The organism is Ruoffia tabacinasalis (genome assembly GCF_042652985.1).
Taxonomy (GTDB): domain Bacteria; phylum Bacillota; class Bacilli; order Lactobacillales; family Aerococcaceae; genus Ruoffia; species Ruoffia tabacinasalis.
Genome location: NZ_JBHSHQ010000037.1, coordinates 37,071 through 53,620 on the forward strand (window position 1 = coordinate 37,071; position 16,550 = coordinate 53,620).

17 protein-coding genes are annotated in these 16,550 nt (G+C 37.1%); all 17 read right to left on the reverse strand.

Translation table 11 applies throughout. The features are described from left to right. Positions 1 to 13 precede the first annotated feature (13 nt). Positions 14 to 1,669, reverse strand: coding sequence for a 2-oxo acid dehydrogenase subunit E2 (locus ACFO5Y_RS06485; RefSeq protein ID WP_197104786.1), 1,656 nt, complete (start codon positions 1,667 to 1,669; stop codon positions 14 to 16). Positions 1,670 to 1,750: 81 nt separating this feature from the next. Further along, a complete protein-coding gene (locus tag ACFO5Y_RS06490) occupies positions 1,751 to 2,728 on the reverse strand; it encodes an alpha-ketoacid dehydrogenase subunit beta (protein WP_197104787.1) in 978 nt (325 codons plus the stop codon). 2 nt (positions 2,729 to 2,730) lie between these two features. Continuing rightward, entirely contained in the window at positions 2,731 to 3,840 is a 1,110-nt protein-coding gene (pdhA, locus tag ACFO5Y_RS06495; protein ID WP_197104788.1) for a pyruvate dehydrogenase (acetyl-transferring) E1 component subunit alpha, read from the reverse strand. A gap of 564 nt (positions 3,841 to 4,404) precedes the next feature. Then, positions 4,405 to 5,187 (reverse strand): carboxyltransferase subunit alpha, encoded by a 783-nt coding sequence (gene accA / locus ACFO5Y_RS06500; RefSeq protein WP_197104789.1) that lies wholly within the window; start codon positions 5,185 to 5,187, stop codon positions 4,405 to 4,407. A gap of 2 nt (positions 5,188 to 5,189) precedes the next feature. After that, the gene (accD, locus tag ACFO5Y_RS06505) at positions 5,190 to 6,053 is read right to left on the reverse strand and encodes an acetyl-CoA carboxylase, carboxyltransferase subunit beta (RefSeq protein WP_197104790.1); all 864 of its coding nucleotides are present in this window, start codon (positions 6,051 to 6,053) and stop codon (positions 5,190 to 5,192) included. 11 nt (positions 6,054 to 6,064) lie between these two features. Next, a complete protein-coding gene (locus tag ACFO5Y_RS06510; protein WP_197104791.1) occupies positions 6,065 to 7,444 on the reverse strand; it encodes an acetyl-CoA carboxylase biotin carboxylase subunit in 1,380 nt (459 codons plus the stop codon). 1 nt (position 7,445) lies between these two features. Next, positions 7,446 to 7,880 (reverse strand): 3-hydroxyacyl-ACP dehydratase FabZ, encoded by a 435-nt coding sequence (gene fabZ / locus ACFO5Y_RS06515; RefSeq protein ID WP_138404059.1) that lies wholly within the window; start codon positions 7,878 to 7,880, stop codon positions 7,446 to 7,448. Between the two features lie 10 nt (positions 7,881 to 7,890). Further along, on the reverse strand, positions 7,891 to 8,367 hold the full coding sequence (gene accB, locus ACFO5Y_RS06520) for an acetyl-CoA carboxylase biotin carboxyl carrier protein (RefSeq protein WP_138404060.1): 477 nt from the start codon (positions 8,365 to 8,367) through the stop codon (positions 7,891 to 7,893). Between the two features lie 2 nt (positions 8,368 to 8,369). Further along, positions 8,370 to 9,605, reverse strand: a complete 1,236-nt coding sequence (gene fabF / locus ACFO5Y_RS06525; protein WP_197104792.1) for a beta-ketoacyl-ACP synthase II — start codon at positions 9,603 to 9,605, stop codon at positions 8,370 to 8,372. A gap of 10 nt (positions 9,606 to 9,615) precedes the next feature. Beyond that, positions 9,616 to 10,338 carry a 3-oxoacyl-[acyl-carrier-protein] reductase gene (gene fabG, locus ACFO5Y_RS06530; RefSeq protein WP_197104793.1) on the reverse strand — a complete coding sequence of 241 codons (723 nt, stop codon included), beginning with the start codon at positions 10,336 to 10,338 and terminating at the stop codon, positions 9,616 to 9,618. Next, entirely contained in the window at positions 10,338 to 11,288 is a 951-nt protein-coding gene (locus tag ACFO5Y_RS06535; protein WP_197104794.1) for an ACP S-malonyltransferase, read from the reverse strand. The genes fabG and ACFO5Y_RS06535 overlap by 1 nt, the downstream gene beginning before the upstream one ends. A gap of 16 nt (positions 11,289 to 11,304) precedes the next feature. Beyond that, positions 11,305 to 12,264, reverse strand: a complete 960-nt coding sequence (fabK, locus tag ACFO5Y_RS06540) for an enoyl-[acyl-carrier-protein] reductase FabK (RefSeq protein WP_197104795.1) — start codon at positions 12,262 to 12,264, stop codon at positions 11,305 to 11,307. Between the two features lie 29 nt (positions 12,265 to 12,293). Next, positions 12,294 to 12,515 carry an acyl carrier protein gene (locus tag ACFO5Y_RS06545; RefSeq protein ID WP_138404065.1) on the reverse strand — a complete coding sequence of 74 codons (222 nt, stop codon included), beginning with the start codon at positions 12,513 to 12,515 and terminating at the stop codon, positions 12,294 to 12,296. A 21-nt stretch (positions 12,516 to 12,536) separates the two neighbouring features. Further along, complete coding sequence (locus ACFO5Y_RS06550) at positions 12,537 to 13,481, reverse strand: beta-ketoacyl-ACP synthase 3 (RefSeq protein ID WP_197104796.1); 945 nt, start codon at positions 13,479 to 13,481, stop codon at positions 12,537 to 12,539. Between the two features lie 14 nt (positions 13,482 to 13,495). Continuing rightward, positions 13,496 to 13,948: a fatty acid biosynthesis transcriptional regulator FabT gene (gene fabT / locus ACFO5Y_RS06555; protein ID WP_197104797.1), complete on the reverse strand. Its 453-nt coding sequence runs from the start codon at positions 13,946 to 13,948 to the stop codon at positions 13,496 to 13,498. A 497-nt stretch (positions 13,949 to 14,445) separates the two neighbouring features. Beyond that, on the reverse strand, positions 14,446 to 15,786 hold the full coding sequence (gdhA, locus tag ACFO5Y_RS06560) for an NADP-specific glutamate dehydrogenase (RefSeq protein ID WP_197104798.1): 1,341 nt from the start codon (positions 15,784 to 15,786) through the stop codon (positions 14,446 to 14,448). Positions 15,787 to 15,862: 76 nt separating this feature from the next. Beyond that, complete coding sequence (locus ACFO5Y_RS06565) at positions 15,863 to 16,393, reverse strand: GNAT family N-acetyltransferase (protein ID WP_197104799.1); 531 nt, start codon at positions 16,391 to 16,393, stop codon at positions 15,863 to 15,865. Positions 16,394 to 16,550: the final 157 nt, after the last annotated feature.

Consider the following 16,550-nt stretch of genomic DNA (forward strand, 5'->3'; position numbering starts at 1 on the left):
TTATTTATTCACCTTATCCTTCCATTAACAATAATTCTGGATCTGCTAAGTAACGTTTGATTTCATTCATAGCGTGTTGTGCTGTAGCACCGTCAACGATACGGTGGTCAAAACTTAATGACAATTTAACAACACGTCCAACTGCTAATTCACCTTCGTCATTAACAACAGGTTGTTGTACAATTGAACCGAATCCTAAGATAGCTACTTCTGGGTAATTGATAACTGGTGTGAACCATTTACCACCTGCAGAACCGATATTAGAGATTGTAACAGTTCCGTCTCCCATTTCAGTAGCAGATAATTTACCTTCGTGAGCTTTACCTGATAAATCAGTGATTGCGTCTGCAATATCAAACATGCTTAATGCGTTAGCATCTTTAATGTTTGGTACGTATAATCCGCGATCTGTATCTGTTGCGATTCCAATATTGAAGTAGTTTTTGAAAACTATTTCGTTAGTTGAGTCATCAATCGATGCGTTTAATACTGGGTATTTCTTAACAGCTGCTACTAAAGCTTTAACAACATATGGTAAGAATGTTAATTTAGTATCGCGTTCTGCAGCAACATTTTTGAATTTCTTACGGTGATCCCATAATTTAGAAACTTCAATTTCATCATGTAATGTAACATGAGGTGCTGTATGTTTAGAGTTAACCATTGCACGAGCGATTGCTTTACGCATACCTGACATTGGTTCGCGAGTTTGACGTTCTGAAACTGGTACAGAAGCTGGTTCTGCTGCTTTAGCTGGAGCTGCTTTCACTTCAGAAGCTGTTTCAGTTTGTGCTGCTGCCGCTGCTGGAGCTTGAGCAGTTGTTTGATTTGGATCAAAGTTATTCACGTCATCAGCTGTAACACGTCCACCTTTACCAGATGGTGTTACTGATGTGATATCAATTCCTTTGTCACGTGCTAATTTACGTACAGAAGGCATTGCTAGAACGCGTCCTGTTGCGCTGTTTACGCCTGCAGTACCTGTAGATGCTGCTGGTTGAGCGTTAGAATCCGCAGTTTGTTGTGCTGGATCTTCGCCTGCTTCAGCTGTTGGTGATGCTGGTGTTGATTGAGTATCTTCACCTGAACCTTCGTAGTCTGGTGCATCAATTTCAACTAAGATATCATCAACGACTGCAACAGTTCCTTCTGATGCATGGATTTTAACTACTTTACCAGCATATGGTGATGGTAGTTCTTCTACTGCTTTATCGTTTTGAATTTCTACAAGAATTTGATCTTCTTCAACTGTATCACCTTCAGCTACTAGCCAAGATACAACTTCACCTTCAACAATCCCTTCACCTAATTCAGGTAAACGGAACATGAAGTTAGATCCACCTGCTGCTGGTTGAGCTGCTGGTGCTTCTTGAGCTGGAGCTGCCGGTGCAGCTGCTGGAGCCGCTTCTTCTTCAGCTTCATCTTCGTAACCAGGTGCGTCAATTTCGATTAGTACTTGACCAACTGTTGTTACTTCACCTTCTTGTGCAACGATTTTTGAAACTGTTCCACTTACTGGAGAAGGTAATTCTTCTACTGCTTTATCATTTTGAATTTCTACTAAAATATCGTCTTCTTGAACTTGGTCGCCTTCAGCAACTAACCAAGATACAACTTCACCTTCAACGATACCTTCGCCTAATTCAGGTAATTTAAATTTAAATGCCATTGGGTGTTTACATCCTTTCTCGTTTTCAGATATGTTTAACAAATAACCAAAGGGTAGCAGAACTACCCTAAGTATTTATAATTAGAAATCAGTAGCTTCTTTTACTTTTGCTACGATATCATCAGCATTTGGTAACCAGTCTTTTTCTGCCATACCGAATGAGAAGACAGTATTAGGAGCTGCTACAAATCCAATTGGAGCTTTTAATGAAAGAATTGCGCGTTGTGAAATTTCAGAAATTACTTTCTCACCAACACCTGCTTGACGTTGTGCTTCTTGAACAACGACAACACGTCCAGTCTTTTCAGCTGAAGCAACAATTGTTTCGATATCTAATGGATGAACAGTACGTAAGTCAACGATTTCAGCTGAAACGCCGTCTTTTTCAAGTGCTTCCGCTGCTGAGATAGCTTCACGAACCATTGCACCATAAGTAATGATAGATACGTCAGTACCTTCTTTAACAACGTTTGCTTTTCCTAAAGGAACTGTATATTCTTCTTCTGGAACTTCCTCACGGAATGAACGGTAAAGTTTCATATGTTCTAAGTAAACAACAGGGTCATTATCACGAATTGCAGAGATTAATAATCCTTTTGCATCATATGGGTTAGATGGGATAACTACTTTAATACCAGGAGATTGTGCAATTAGACCTTCTAATGAGTCCGCGTGCATTTCTGGTGTCGCAACTCCCCCACCAAATGGTGAACGGATTGTAATTGGCATAGTGCGTGATCCACCTGTACGGTAACGAGTACGCGCTGCTTGTCCTACAATTGAGTCCATAACTTCGAATACGAAACCAAAGAATTGGATTTCCATAATTGGACGGAAATTTTCGAATGTTAAACCAACAGCTAAACCACCAATACCAGACTCTGCTAATGGTGTATTAAACACACGGTCCTCTCCGAATTTTTCTTGTAAACCTTCTGTGGCACGGAATACCCCACCGTTAGCTCCTACGTCTTCACCGAAGACTAAAGTACGGTCATCGTTGCCTAGTTCAATTTCTAATGCGTTTGTGATCGCTTGAATCAATGTCATTTGAGCCATGATTATTTATTCTCCTTTGCTTCGTAGTATTCAATTTGTTCTTGTGTTACATAGTCAGGAGTTTCAAACATATTTTTCAAGAAGTCCGAAACTTTTTGTTTAGGAGTAGATTCTGCTTGTTTAATTGCTTCTTTAGCAGCTTCTTTAGTGTTTTCAACTACTTCGTTTTCTTTTTCTTCTGTCCATAATCCTTTTTCAGTTAAGAATTTACGGTAACGGTTTAATGGGTCACGTTGACGCCATTCGTCTTGAGCACCTTCTGGTTGGTAACGTTTTGGATCATCACCTGATAGTGAGTGAGGTCCGAAACGGTAACATAATGTTTCGATTAATACTGGTCCGTTTCCTGCAATCGCATATTCACGCGCAGCTTTCGTTACAGCATAAACCGCTAAAATATCCATACCATCAACTTGAATACCTGGAATACCTACAGCTACAGCTTTTTGAGCTAATGTTGGTGCTGCAGTTTGGAATTCACGTGGAGTTGAGATAGCCCAACCGTTGTTTTGAATTACGAAGATTGCTGGTGCTTTGTAAGCTCCGGCAAAGTTCATTCCTTCATACACATCACCTTGAGATGAACCACCGTCACCTGTCCAAGTCATTGCTACGGCTTTACGACCATTTTTCTTGATTCCTAAAGCTGCACCAGCAGTTTGAACATACTGTGCACCAATAATAATTTGTGGTGGGTAAGCGCGGAAATCTTCAGGGTAAGTACTTCCTTCAACATGTCCTTTAGACCATAAGTATGCTTTGTAACTTGGTAATCCATGTTGCATTAATTGAGGTAGATCACGGTATCCTGGGAAGATAATGTCATCTTCAGTTGTTGCCGCAATTGTTCCTAATTGAGAAGCTTCTTGTCCAGTTGTTGGAGCTACGAATCCTAAACGTCCTTGACGACTTAATGCTTGAGTACGGTTATACCACTCGCGGTAGAAAACCATATCTTCCATAAATGTTACTAATTCTTCGTCTGAAAGTTCAGGCATTAATTCCTCATTAACTACCTTTCCATCATTATCTAATATTTGAACTGTGCTAAAATCAAAGTTATCTGCTCTTAGCAGATCTTCCATTTTTGCAGGAGCTTTTTTATTTGCCATGCTATTACACATTCCTCTCTTAAAATAATTTAGAATAATACAAAGCACAATAAACTGTACTATTCAGTTGCTTCTAATTTATCACGCTTACTAAATAATTGCAAGTATTAAAAATATTATAAATCGGTTACAAAACTTGATTTTAAGCTAATTGTGAAACTTTTCTCAATCTGGCGATTGAAATTTAAAATTTTATTTGTTGTTATATTTTCAGTGAAAATGTGTTTCAATAAGGAAATTCTGTTGTAGTACAAAATTCGCCTGTAACATTTATTATAATCAAATGAGATGATTCCAATTTGTTTGTTATAATGTTTTTTTATAGTTCTTTTTATAAATTGTTTCTATTTAATGTTTTGAGTCATCTATTGCATAAAATTTCATATAAATACTTGCTGCATCTACATTGTTAACTGTTTATTTTTAATATACTAAAGTAATTATTATTTCTAGAAGTAATAAGTTAATTTTATTCATTTAGTATTTTTTCACTTAAACAAAATATTTTGCCACAAAAAATAAGTGTCAGTGAACTATTTCACTAACACTTATTTATTATATCGCTTAAAAAGATCTAAATCGTTTATTACGATTGGCTAATCGTGTATCAACATCTAGTTGACTTAATTCTTTAAACTTCGCTTTAATATCATTTATAGTGCGTTTTAAGATGACATCTCTATTTAAAGGAACTCCATGATTTATCTCTGGAATGATTTTTTCTACGACTTTTAATTCGTGTAAATCAGATGCCGTAAGTTTCATGACGTCCGCTGCTTTAGAAGCCAGTTTCGCGTCCTTCCATAATATAGATGCAAAGCCTTCTGGAGATAGAATGGAGTAAACACTATTCTCAAGCATCCACACTTCATCTGTTAATGCTAAAGCTAACGCTCCTCCACTTCCGCCTTCTCCTAGAATTATCGATAAGGTAGGTACTCCAACTTTCGCAAAAGTTAATAGTGATTGGGCAATTGCTTCCCCAATACCTGTCTCTTCTGATTCTGGTGAGGCATGTGCTCCAGCTGTATTAATTAAGGTTAATACCGGACGATTAAATTTATTCGCTTGTTCGACAAGGCGAATAGCTTTTCGGTAACCACCCGGTCCGACGGACCCAAAGTTTCGTTCAATGTTCTCACGGGTTGTACGGCCTTTTTGAATACCGATAATCGTTATAGGTTGCCCGTCATACATACCGATACCGCCAATAATGGATTTATCGTCTTCCATATGACGGTCCCCATGTAATTCAATAAACCAATCGGTTAAATTCTCAATGATATCAATCGTTGAGATTCTTTTTAAATCTCTTGCTTTTAAGACTTTTTCATATGCTTGGCTCATAATTACACACCACCTTCATATGAATGAGCTTGGACTAATTGGCTGATGATTTGTTTCTGGTTTGATCTTGGTACAATTGAATCGATAAAACCATTATCAAATACCCATTCAGCTTGTTGAAAGTCTTTCGTCAATTTACTTTTGATTGTTTGTTCAATCACACGCTTCCCAGCAAAACCTACGATCGCTCGCGGTTCAGCAAGAGTTACGTCTCCTTGCATCGCAAAACTCGCTGTGACTCCACCCGTTGTCGGATTTGTCAACACACTACAATAGAATAAGCCTGCATCTTGATGCTTAGAAACCACTTGCGAGATTTTCGCCATCTGCATTAAGGATAAGATACCTTCTTGCATTCTAGCTCCACCCGAAGCAATGTACAGAACTACTGGAAGTTTATTCTCAGTCGCATGTTCGAACAGTCGTGTAATTTTCTCCCCAACAATTGTTCCCATACTCGCCATGACGAATCGTTTATCCATCACACCAATTGCTAGTTCTCTACCATCAATCCTTGCTTCGCCTGTGACGACTGCTTCTTTCAATTGAGTATTTTCTTGCGCTTTTTCTAACTTGGCACTATAGCCTGGAAAATCTAGTGGGTTCTTCGCGTTTAGATCGCTATCCCATTCCTTAAATGACCCTTCATCTACTAACCATTGGATACGTTCATAAGCTGGAAAATGTAGATGTTCACTGCAATGTGGGCAACAGTAATCTTCTGTAATTTGATTTTGTAATATAATTCGATTACAATGTGGACATTTTTCTGCAATATTATCTGGAATAGATGATCTTTGTGTGGCTACTTCAGCGGGACTAATTGGATTAATTCTTATTGTTTTCTTTCGCCTAAATAAAGCCAAAACATCACCTCTTATTCTTCAGTATTTTCTTCTATTTCTAACCATTTTGGCATATAGTGGGTTTCTAACCACTTCGTATGCACTCTGTCCCAATCGATATATTCATCACTTACAAGTGCTTCAAGTAAGTCGATATTTGTCTCAACACCTTCAACAGTCACTTCATATAAAGCACGCTCCATTATCTTCAAAGCGTCTTCTAAAGTATTTGAATGCGTAATTACTTTCGCAACCATTGAATCATAGAATGGTGGTAATGTGTAATTAGGATATAGAGCCGATTCAACTCGTAAACCTAGACCGCCTGAAGGAAACATTAATTGATCAATGTGACCAGCGGAAGGTCTAAAATTATCTCTTGGATTCTCTGCGTTCAAACGTACTTCAACCGCAAAGCCTTCTACTTGAATATCAGCTTGCTTATACGTTAATGGTTCACCCATGGCTACACGGATTTGTTCTTTTACAATATCTACACCTGTTACCATTTCGGTTACGGGATGCTCAACTTGTAAACGAGTATTCATCTCCATAAAGAAGAAGTTATTGTCTTTATCAACTAAAAACTCAATGGTTCCAGCGTTCTGATAGCCTATGGCTTCCGCTGCTTTTACAGCTGTTTCACATATGTTTTTTCTGACCTCTAAAGGCAGACTGACCGCAGGTGAGATTTCTAGAACTTTTTGATTGTTACGTTGGAATGAGCAATCTCTTTCTCCTAGATGGATAACATTTCCGTATTTATCGCCTAATAATTGAACTTCAATATGTTTTGCAGGCGCAATGATACGCTCAATATATAAATCTTTATTCCCATATATTGCTTCCGTCTCATTTTGCGCTTGATTAAATAACAAATCTAATTGTGAAGCATCTTCAACACGGCGCATCCCTTTACCTCCACCACCATCTGCAGCTTTAATCATCAATGGGTAGCCAATATCAAGTGCGATATCACGGGCTTCTTCTATTGAATAAATTAAACCAGTACTACCGGGAGTAATTGGAATACCAGACTTACGCATTGTATCTCTGGCATGTTGTTTATGTCCCATGACATCAATAATATGACTATTCGGTCCGATGAATTCAATCCCTACATCTTCACATAAAGTCACAAAGTCACTACGTTCTGATAAAAAACCGTAACCGGGGTGAATCGCATCCACACCTGTTGCTAAAGCAGCACTGATGACAGCGACTGGATTTGCATAAGAATCCAATGATTTTGCTGGACCAATACAGATGGCTTCGTCCGCTAATTCAGTATGCAAGGCATTCCGATCTGCTTCACTGAAGATAGCCACTGAAGTAATATCCATCTCGCGGAGCGCACGTATAATTCTAACCGCGATTTCTCCACGGTTTGCCACGAGAACTTTTTTAAACATCTTATTTCGCCCCTATAATGAATGTCATTTCACATTCACATACGACTTTATCCCCAACGTATGCTTTACCAATTCCGATACCTGCATTACTTTTTAGTTTTTTAATATTAACTTCAAGACGTAATACATCTCCAGGAACAACTTTTTTACGGAATTTAACTTTATTTAAACCACCTAAGTAAGCTGTCTTTCCGTCAAATCCTTCTAATGATAATAATGGAATTGATCCGGCTTGTGCTAATGATTCTACAATTAGAACGCCTGGGAATACAGGTTCTCCAGGGAAGTGTCCTTGGAATACTTCTTCGTTAATTGTCACGTTCTTACGTGCGACAACTTTTTCACCCGGAATTAATTCATCCACTGCATCGATAAAGAAAATTGGGTAACGATTTGGAATAATTTCCATTACTTGAGTTGCTGTTAATAGTGTCATTGTTTTCCTCCTACTTAATTCTCATAATTGGTTGACCAAATTCAACAACAGTTTCATTCTCAACAAGAATTTCTACAACTGTTCCTGAATGGTTCGCTTGAATTTCATTCATTAATTTCATTGCTTCTATAATTACGACTGTATCTCCTTCAGACACAGTGTCACCAACCTTAACGAAAGCATCGCTATCTGGGTTAGGTTGTAAATATACTACCCCAACCATTGGTGATGTAATTAATACACCTTCCTCAACGTCGATGTCGTTTGTTACTGGTTTCGTTTCATCGATCTGAGTTGGAGCTGTTTCTTGCTCCACTGTCGGTGTTGGTGTTGGTTTACTTTCTTCTTGTTGACCGTAGTAAACCGGGGCTTCTTTAGGCATTTCTTTTGAAAGAACGAGTTTTACATCGTCTGTTTCATAGTTTAAGAAAGCTAATGAAGATTGATCTAATTTATCGATTAATGATAGTAATTGTTCTTGATTCAAAATTACGCACCGTCCCAACGTTTAAAGCAAAGTACCGCATTATGTCCACCAAAACCTAGCGAGTTAGATAGAGCATATTGAATGTCTTGTTTACGTCCTTCACCAGGTACATAGTCAAGATCACATGCTTCGTCTGAATTTTCTAAGCCTAATGTTGGTGGGATAAAGCCTTCTTGTAATGCTTTAACCGTCATAATTGATTCAACACCACCAGCTGCTCCTAATAAGTGTCCAAAGTGTCCTTTAGAACTTGAAATTGGTACTTTATGTGCGTGATCTCCTAAAGCATATTTAATCGCTGTCGTTTCACCTGAATCATTTGTTGGTGTACTTGTTCCGTGAGCATTGATATAATCAACGTCTTCTGGTTGAATACCTGCCATCTTAATGGCTTGGAGCATCGCTTCTCCTGCACCACTTCCGTCAGGTAATGGAGCAGTCATGTGGTAAGCATCTGAGTTTGAACCATAACCAACGACTTCACCATAAATTGTTGCATTACGTGCTTGAGCTGATTCTAATGATTCTAAGAATACAATCCCAGCACCCTCACCCATAACAAAGCCATCACGATCTTTATCAAATGGACGAGACGCTTTTGCTGGATCTTCATTTGTAGATAAAGCAGTTAAAGCCGCGAAACCAGAGATTCCGATTTCGTTAATCGTTGACTCAGCGCCACCCGCGATACAAGCATCTAATAAACCATTTTGAATCTTAATAAACGCTTCACCTATCGCATTAGTTGCACTGGCACAAGCTGTTACAATATCTAAACTGATTCCACGTGCACCAAACTGCATTGAAATATTCCCAGCGGCCATGTTACCAATTGTTAATGGAACAAATAAAGGCGGTACTCTTTTAGTACCTTTATCTTTCATCTTTAAAATACCGTTTTGAATAGCATGTAGTCCACCAATTCCTGAACTCACCATTACCCCTACATTAAATGGATTACTTGAAATATCATAACCACTCATCTCAACAGCTTCTTTACTTGCTGCGACACCAAATTGTGAGAATTTGTCCATTCTCTGGCTATCTTTTCTTCCTAATTCTTCTCTTGCATCAAAGCCTTTAACTTCCCCTGCAACAGTTACGCCTGTTTCAGATGCATCAAAACCTTCAATTGGTGCAATACCTGATTTATTTGTTAATACACTATCCCAGAATGCATCGACACTATTACCAATAGGTGATACAGTTCCTAGACCTGTTATTACGACTCTTCTCATAGAATCCTCCTTAAATATGTAATCCACCGTTAACTTCGATGACTTGACCGGTAATATATCGGTTAGTAATCAAGAAATCAACGACAGAACTAATCTCTTCAACTTGACCAAAGCGTTTTAATGGAATGTGACTTAACATTGTTTTCTTAACTTTATCACTCAAAGCGTCAGTCATATCTGTTTCAATATAACCTGGCGCTATCGCATTGACAGTGATTGATCGACTTCCTAGCTCTTTCGCTAAAGACTTAGTTAAACCGATTACGCCTGCTTTACTGGCAGCATAATTTGCTTGCCCTGGATTTCCTGTTACACCTACAACACTAGACATATTAATAATTGTCCCAGATTTTTGTTTTAACATAATCGGTGATACAAATCTTGTTAAGTTAAAAGTTCCTTTTAAGTTTGTATTGATCACGTTATCAAAATCTTCTTCTGTCATACGAAGGAATAATCCATCGCTTGTAATACCCGCATTATTAATTAAAACGTCGATTCTGCCATATGTTTCGCGAACTTCCTCAACAAGTTGTTTCGCTCCATCAAAGTCACTAATATCTCCGATGGCTTGACCTACTTCCAATTCATAGTCAGCAAATTCTTGAAGTACTTCCTCAGCAAATGGTTTACGACTATTTAAAATTACTTGATGCCCAGCTTCTGCTAAATGTTTAGCGATACCTAGACCAATTCCTCTTGAGCTACCGCTGATTAAACATGTTAATGTCATTATTTCCCTCCACTACTTAACCATTGTGTTAATTCTTCAACATCGTCAACTTTATCCACTACAAAAACTTCTGGAGCCAATTCATCCTTCGCCATTAATTTAGCTAAGGTATTTCCTGGTCCAATTTGGATAACATGTGTAATTCCTTCTTCTTTTAAGCGATGAACCGTTGGGAACCATTTCACTGGTTTAACCAAATGGTCGCTTAATAAAGTACGAATCTGATCTGTTGAATGATTCTCAACAGTTACATTACTAATTACTGGAACTGTTCCTGCTTGAAAGTTTATGTCGGCAAGTACTTCTTCGAAGTCTGCTTGCATCCCTTTCATAATCGGAGTATGGAAAGGTCCTTCTACTTTTAATGGGATGACTTTCCGATAACCTAAACTTTTTGCTTCTTTTCTAAAAGCAGTGACTGCTTCTTTTATCCCAGCGACAACTATTTGAGTTGGCGAGTTGTAATTAGCAATATATAAAGGTGTCTCTTCAGTATGAATACTTTCAACAAGTGTCTTAATTTCATCGATGGGCATATTAATTACAGCTGCCATAAGGTAACTTGCATCCTTTTCGATGTGTTCACAGTACGCAGACATAATATCTCCACGCTTTTTAATTAAATTTAATCCTTCGTCAAGTTCTAATACATCACTGGCAATTAAAGAACTATACTCGCCTAAACTTAACCCAGCCATATATTGTATGGCTGGGAGTTTAGTTTTAATCGATTCATAAATAGCTAAGCTTGTTGTAACGATTGCAGGTTGAGCATTTTTTGTTAAAGCCAATTGATTGATATCAGAATTGTTCCACGTTTGAATCGGTAATTGAGTGATGTCTTCTGCTTGAGTGAAGATTTCTTTTGCTTCTTGAAATGCTTCGACAAAATCCATTCCCATCCCCTCATAATGTGCACCTTGACCATTAAATATAATAGCCAATTTCATAAAATCACCCTTCCAATTAAGCTTTAAAATAATTTGCTTTTTCCTTATATGTTTCTTTCGCTACTTGAATATAATCTTCAATAATTTCTTTAACAGTTCGTCTTTCTTTAATTAAACCGGCAATCTGGCCAGCCATCATTGATCCACCTACTGTATCGCCTTCCACAACGGCCTTTCTTAGAGCACCTTGAGCCATTTGCTCTAAGCGTGAAAAGTCTTGGCCTGGAAGACTTGTGATTTCTTTCTCGACTTGTAAATATTCTTTTGTTAGTCGGTTTCTCAGTACTCGGACTGGATGTCCTGTAATCTGACCTGTTACAACAGTATCAATATCACTTGCTTTAAGGATCGCATTCTTAAAGTTATCATGAGCATTAGATTCTTCTGCAACAACGAAACGAGTACCCACTTGGATACCCTCAGCACCTAGCATTAAGGCTGCTGCTAATCCGCGACCGTCTCCGAACCCTCCTGCAGCAATGACAGGAATCTTTACAACTTCTGTGACTTGAGCTAAAAGAGCTAAACTCGTTAATTTACCGATATGTCCCCCAGCTTCCATCCCTTCAACAACAACAGCGGCAGCTCCAATTTTCTCCATTCGTTTCGCTAGAGCGACTGAAGCTACAACTGGAATGACGCTAATACCTGCATCGTGAAATCTTTGCATGTATTTTGCAGGATTTCCTGCACCTGTTGTGATGATTTTTATTCCAGATTCGATTAAGTAATCAACAACCTCTTCGGTATTTGCGTTTAAAAGCATGACATTCACTGCAAATGGTTTGTCAGTTTTTGACTTCATTAATTCAACTTTTTCTCGAACTAATTCAACAGGGTCATGTCCTGTTCCTATAACGCCTAATCCACCAGCATTTGATACTGCGCTCGCTAAATCCGCATCAGCAACCCATGCCATTGCACCTTGAACAATAGGATATTCAATGTTTAATAATTCTGTAATGGCTGTCTTCATATATACCTTCCTTTATCTAACGAGAAAAATTATTTGTCTAATCCTTCTACGTAACTAACTAAATCTCCAACTGTTTTTAAGTCTTGGTCTGTATCAATTGTAATATCGAATTCATCTTCGATTTCGTTGATAACTTGGAAGATATCTAAGCTATCTGCTTCTAAATCATTTTCAAAGCTAGTTTCTAAAGTTACTTCATTCTCTTCTACACCTAATTGATCTACGATAATTTCTTTAATTTTTTCAAACATAATATTTTCCTCCAATAATTTTTATAATTTTGTATGTACTTCGCCCCATGTTAAGCCTGCACCAAAACCAGTCATAACAACACTTTGTGTGCCATCTAGTCTGATTTGTTTTGCTTCAACCAATTCATTTAATAGAATTGGAATACTTCCAGCAGATACATTCCCAACACGGTCTATATTTGATGGTATTTTTGATAAATCCATCTTTAGTTTTTTGGACATCATCTTTATAAAGCGGTAGTTCGCTTGATGACTAATGATATAATCCAAAGATTCTTGTTTGTTTACAAATTGATCTAATGACGGAAGAACCGTTCTTTGAACGAAATTGAACACTTCGCGTCCATTCATCGTCAAAGTAATATTTCCTTCTTCATTTGGAGCCACTGCGATGGATAGATTTTCATCACCTTGAGAATACAAGCTACTATCATATTCAGGTAAACCTTCGCCGTCATTGGCAATTAATATTGCCCCAGCGCCATCACCGAATAAGATAGATGTACCTCGATCATTGAAATCTAAAATCTGACTCATCTTCTCAGCACCAATTACTAATGTGTAGCCAGATGGAAATGATTTTGACATTTTCTCAGCCACATCCAATGCATACACAAATCCACTACATGCGGCATTAATATCAAAACTAATGGCATTCTGACAATTAAGATTTAACTGCACTTTATTGGCTGTTGAAGGTGTATATTCTCTTTGTGACATCGTTGCTACTATAATCAACTTTATGTCATCTCGAATATCTTCATCCAGTTTACTGAGTAAATTATCTACGGCATTTGTCGCGATACTCGCCACTGTCTCTTCATCATTTGCAAAAAAACGTTGTTTTATACCAGTTCGTTGCTCAATCCATTCTGTGGATGAGTCTAACTGATTTACCTCGATTAATTCTGTGTTTGATACAGCTTTCTCCGGTAAATACGCTCCTGTAGCAATAATACGACTCATATCATCTTCCTTTTTTACAATTTCTCTTTAATGTCATTTAAGAAATTATGTAGATTACCTAATCCCTTTATTAACATTTCCGCTTCTTCTTTATCTAGACCTGCGATTGTATCTCTCACCATATCTAGATGGAATTTGCGGTGCAAGCGAAAGAGTAATTTTCCTTTTTTAGACAACTTAAGTCTAACAACTCGACGATCTTCTTCTAAACGCACCCGTTCAACATAGCCTTTTGTCACAAGATTTTGAATGGACACAGACAAAGTACCTTTAGTGACAGATAATTTCTCTGCTACTTGTGATGAACTTAAATCTCCTTCAAGACCAATTGCTTCAATAGTATGCATCTCTTTAATAGTTAGATCTGAAAACTCACTTTGTCTAAGCGAATTTTCTTCAATTAATAGTACTTCATTAAATATTTGGACCAAATAATCGTTAATTTTAGTAACGGTCCCATTATCCACTCATTATCACCTCTCATCAACTTCGTTTAATAATCAAACTATTTGATAGTCAAATAATAAATGATATTAGTTTGATTGTCAAACTAAAAAAGTTTAAAGTTTTTTTAAGAAGATAAAAACTATTAGTAACGGCTATTATTCAAATCATTATTGTTATATTGTGTAATCGTTTTAAGTATTATTATACCTTTGTTTTGTTGAGGAGATGTGTTGGAGGGTATTTAAAGTGTGGGAGATGTAAAAATATGTTCTTGAGATTTTTTCAGGGACATGAAACGCTAAAATATGTTCTTGAGATTTTCTCAAGGACACGAAACATCAAAATATGTCCCTGTAATTTTCTCAAGGACACGAAACGCCATTATATGTCCCTGTAATTTTCTCAAGGACACGAAACGTCAAAATATGTCCCTGAAATATTCTCAGGGACATATATTTTAGAAAAAAATAAGCTATCAGATGAAAAATTCATCCAATAGCTTATTAATTCGTCTATATTATACGACACCGTTCATAATCATTAATTTAGCAATACTTTCAAATGACGCAATATCTGCTCCGGCAGCATAGTCATGATCTAAGTTGTAATTATTACTTGCATCTAATGCTTGTTTGAAGATATCTTTCATGATGACTTTAAGTTTCTCGTCAACTTCTTCCGTTGTCCATCTTAGTCTTTGAGAGTTTTGACTCATCTCAAGCGCAGATACCGCAACCCCACCAGCGTTAGCGGCCTTACCAGGCCCATAGTATAATTTGTTTTCTTTATATACTTTTACTGCATTTGTATGGCTTGGCATATTTGCCCCTTCAGCGACAAATTTAATTCCATTATCAACTAAACGTTGGGCTTGTTCTTCGTTAATCTCATTTTGAGTTGCACATGGTAAAGCAATATCAGCTTTAATATCATGGTCCCAAAGTGATCCTTCGAAGTACTCAGCGTCTGAATGAGTATCAATGTATTCTTTAATTCTTCCACGGTTATCAATTTTAATTTGTTTTACAGTATCTAAATCAATACCATTTTCAACATAAATTGCCCCATCTGAGTCACTTAATGAAACAACTACACCACCAAGTTCCATGGCTTTCTTAGCAGCAAAATACGCTACATTTCCAGATCCAGAAATAATAATCTTCTTACCTTCTATTGATTCGTTCACTTCAGTCAACATCTCTAATAAAAAGTAAATTAATCCGTAACCCGTTGCTTCAGTACGTCCTTGACTACCGCCAGCTGGAATGGGTTTCCCAGTTAATACACCAGGAGTTTTAGCATTTAAGCGTTTGTATTGCCCAAACATGTAACCAATTTCTCGTGCACCTACACCAATATCTCCGGCAGGCACATCTTCATCGGCTCCAATGTATTTTTGTAATTCAGTCATAAAACTTTGAGTAAAGTTCATCACTTCATTGTCTGATTTCCCTTTAGGATCAAAATCAGCTCCACCTTTACCCCCACCGATAGGTAGACCCGTTAAATCATTTTTAAAGATTTGCTCGAAAGCAAGAAACTTCATGATACTTTGGTTTACTGATGGATGGAAGCGAATACCACCTTTATAAGGTCCGTTTAAGGAATTAAATTGTACACGGTAACCACGATTTACTTGAACTTTCCCTTGATCATCTACCCAAGGAACACGAAAAGAAATAATTCTCTCTGGCTCAGTAATTCGTTCTAATATTGCCAAATCTTCATATTCAGGATGTTTTTCAATCACTGGTTCAATTGCATCAAGAAAATCTTTTACAGCTTGTAAAAATTCTGTTTCATGCTCAAAAGTCTTTGATAATTTGTCATAAACACGCGTCATATAATTATTTGCCATTATGTGTCACTCCTCTTTTCGTATATATCATTATAACACAGCTTTGTTTTTCATGATAATATTTTAATAAAGCTCTCTAATTTCTCATCTCATTTAAATAGAAATATACATCCGATTTACCCTCTTGCTGAGTAAAATCATAATCGTAATTGTTAAAGCCACCAATCTCAAAACCTTGTTTTAAATAAAATTTACAAGCGCCTAAATTATTATCTTGTCCAATAGTGAATACGCCTTTATAACCTAGACTTTGGGCTTCTATGAGACCCTGTTTAATCAATGCTTGACCGTGTCCAAATCGGCGGTATGCTTTCATTACTTTTAAATCAGATAAGTACATATACTTATTCCAGTGATTTTCAAAGATTGCTAATGCGACACATTTTGAATCTTGAAAAGCTCCAATGGCAAATCCTTTTTCAACAATCTCTTCATATATATAGTTCTCTTTAGGAAAAGTTTGTTCTTCAACTTGCTCGAACAATTCTTCTTTATAAGTCCATTGTTTATTATTTAATGAAACAACTAACTTGCCATATAATTCAAACGGCTCATTCGGTAAATTCAATGCTGCTTCTTCGTCTCTAGTTATGAGTTTATATTCCATGCCGATCACCTACCTTTTTTGATAATTACTACTATACACCTTTCGGGAAAATGTTACTATTCTCAGATAGATGTTCTATCTTAAATTTCTTGAATTGTAAAATTAAGCTAGAAAAATAAATAAACCATTTGTGGTACACTCAAATCAAATTTCCAAC

Coding starts and splice junctions, on each gene's coding strand:
- gdhA (WP_197104798.1), bottom strand. CDS start 15,786: ATGGCAAATAATTATATGACGCGTGTTTATGACAAATTATCAAAGACT.
- ACFO5Y_RS06550 (WP_197104796.1), bottom strand. CDS start 13,481: ATGAGTCGTATTATTGCTACAGGAGCGTATTTACCGGAGAAAGCTGTA.
- ACFO5Y_RS06490 (WP_197104787.1), bottom strand. CDS start 2,728: ATGGCTCAAATGACATTGATTCAAGCGATCACAAACGCATTAGAAATT.
- ACFO5Y_RS06545 (WP_138404065.1), bottom strand. CDS start 12,515: ATGTTTGAAAAAATTAAAGAAATTATCGTAGATCAATTAGGTGTAGAA.
- accA (WP_197104789.1), bottom strand. CDS start 5,187: ATGAGCCAAGCATATGAAAAAGTCTTAAAAGCAAGAGATTTAAAAAGA.
- ACFO5Y_RS06565 (WP_197104799.1), bottom strand. CDS start 16,393: ATGGAATATAAACTCATAACTAGAGACGAAGAAGCAGCATTGAATTTA.
- ACFO5Y_RS06485 (WP_197104786.1), bottom strand. CDS start 1,669: ATGGCATTTAAATTTAAATTACCTGAATTAGGCGAAGGTATCGTTGAA.
- pdhA (WP_197104788.1), bottom strand. CDS start 3,840: ATGGCAAATAAAAAAGCTCCTGCAAAAATGGAAGATCTGCTAAGAGCA.
- fabF (WP_197104792.1), bottom strand. CDS start 9,605: ATGAGAAGAGTCGTAATAACAGGTCTAGGAACTGTATCACCTATTGGT.
- fabG (WP_197104793.1), bottom strand. CDS start 10,338: ATGACATTAACATGTTTAATCAGCGGTAGCTCAAGAGGAATTGGTCTA.
- ACFO5Y_RS06510 (WP_197104791.1), bottom strand. CDS start 7,444: ATGTTTAAAAAAGTTCTCGTGGCAAACCGTGGAGAAATCGCGGTTAGA.
- ACFO5Y_RS06535 (WP_197104794.1), bottom strand. CDS start 11,288: ATGAAATTGGCTATTATATTTAATGGTCAAGGTGCACATTATGAGGGG.
- fabK (WP_197104795.1), bottom strand. CDS start 12,264: ATGAAGACAGCCATTACAGAATTATTAAACATTGAATATCCTATTGTT.
- fabZ (WP_138404059.1), bottom strand. CDS start 7,880: ATGACACTATTAACAGCAACTCAAGTAATGGAAATTATTCCAAATCGT.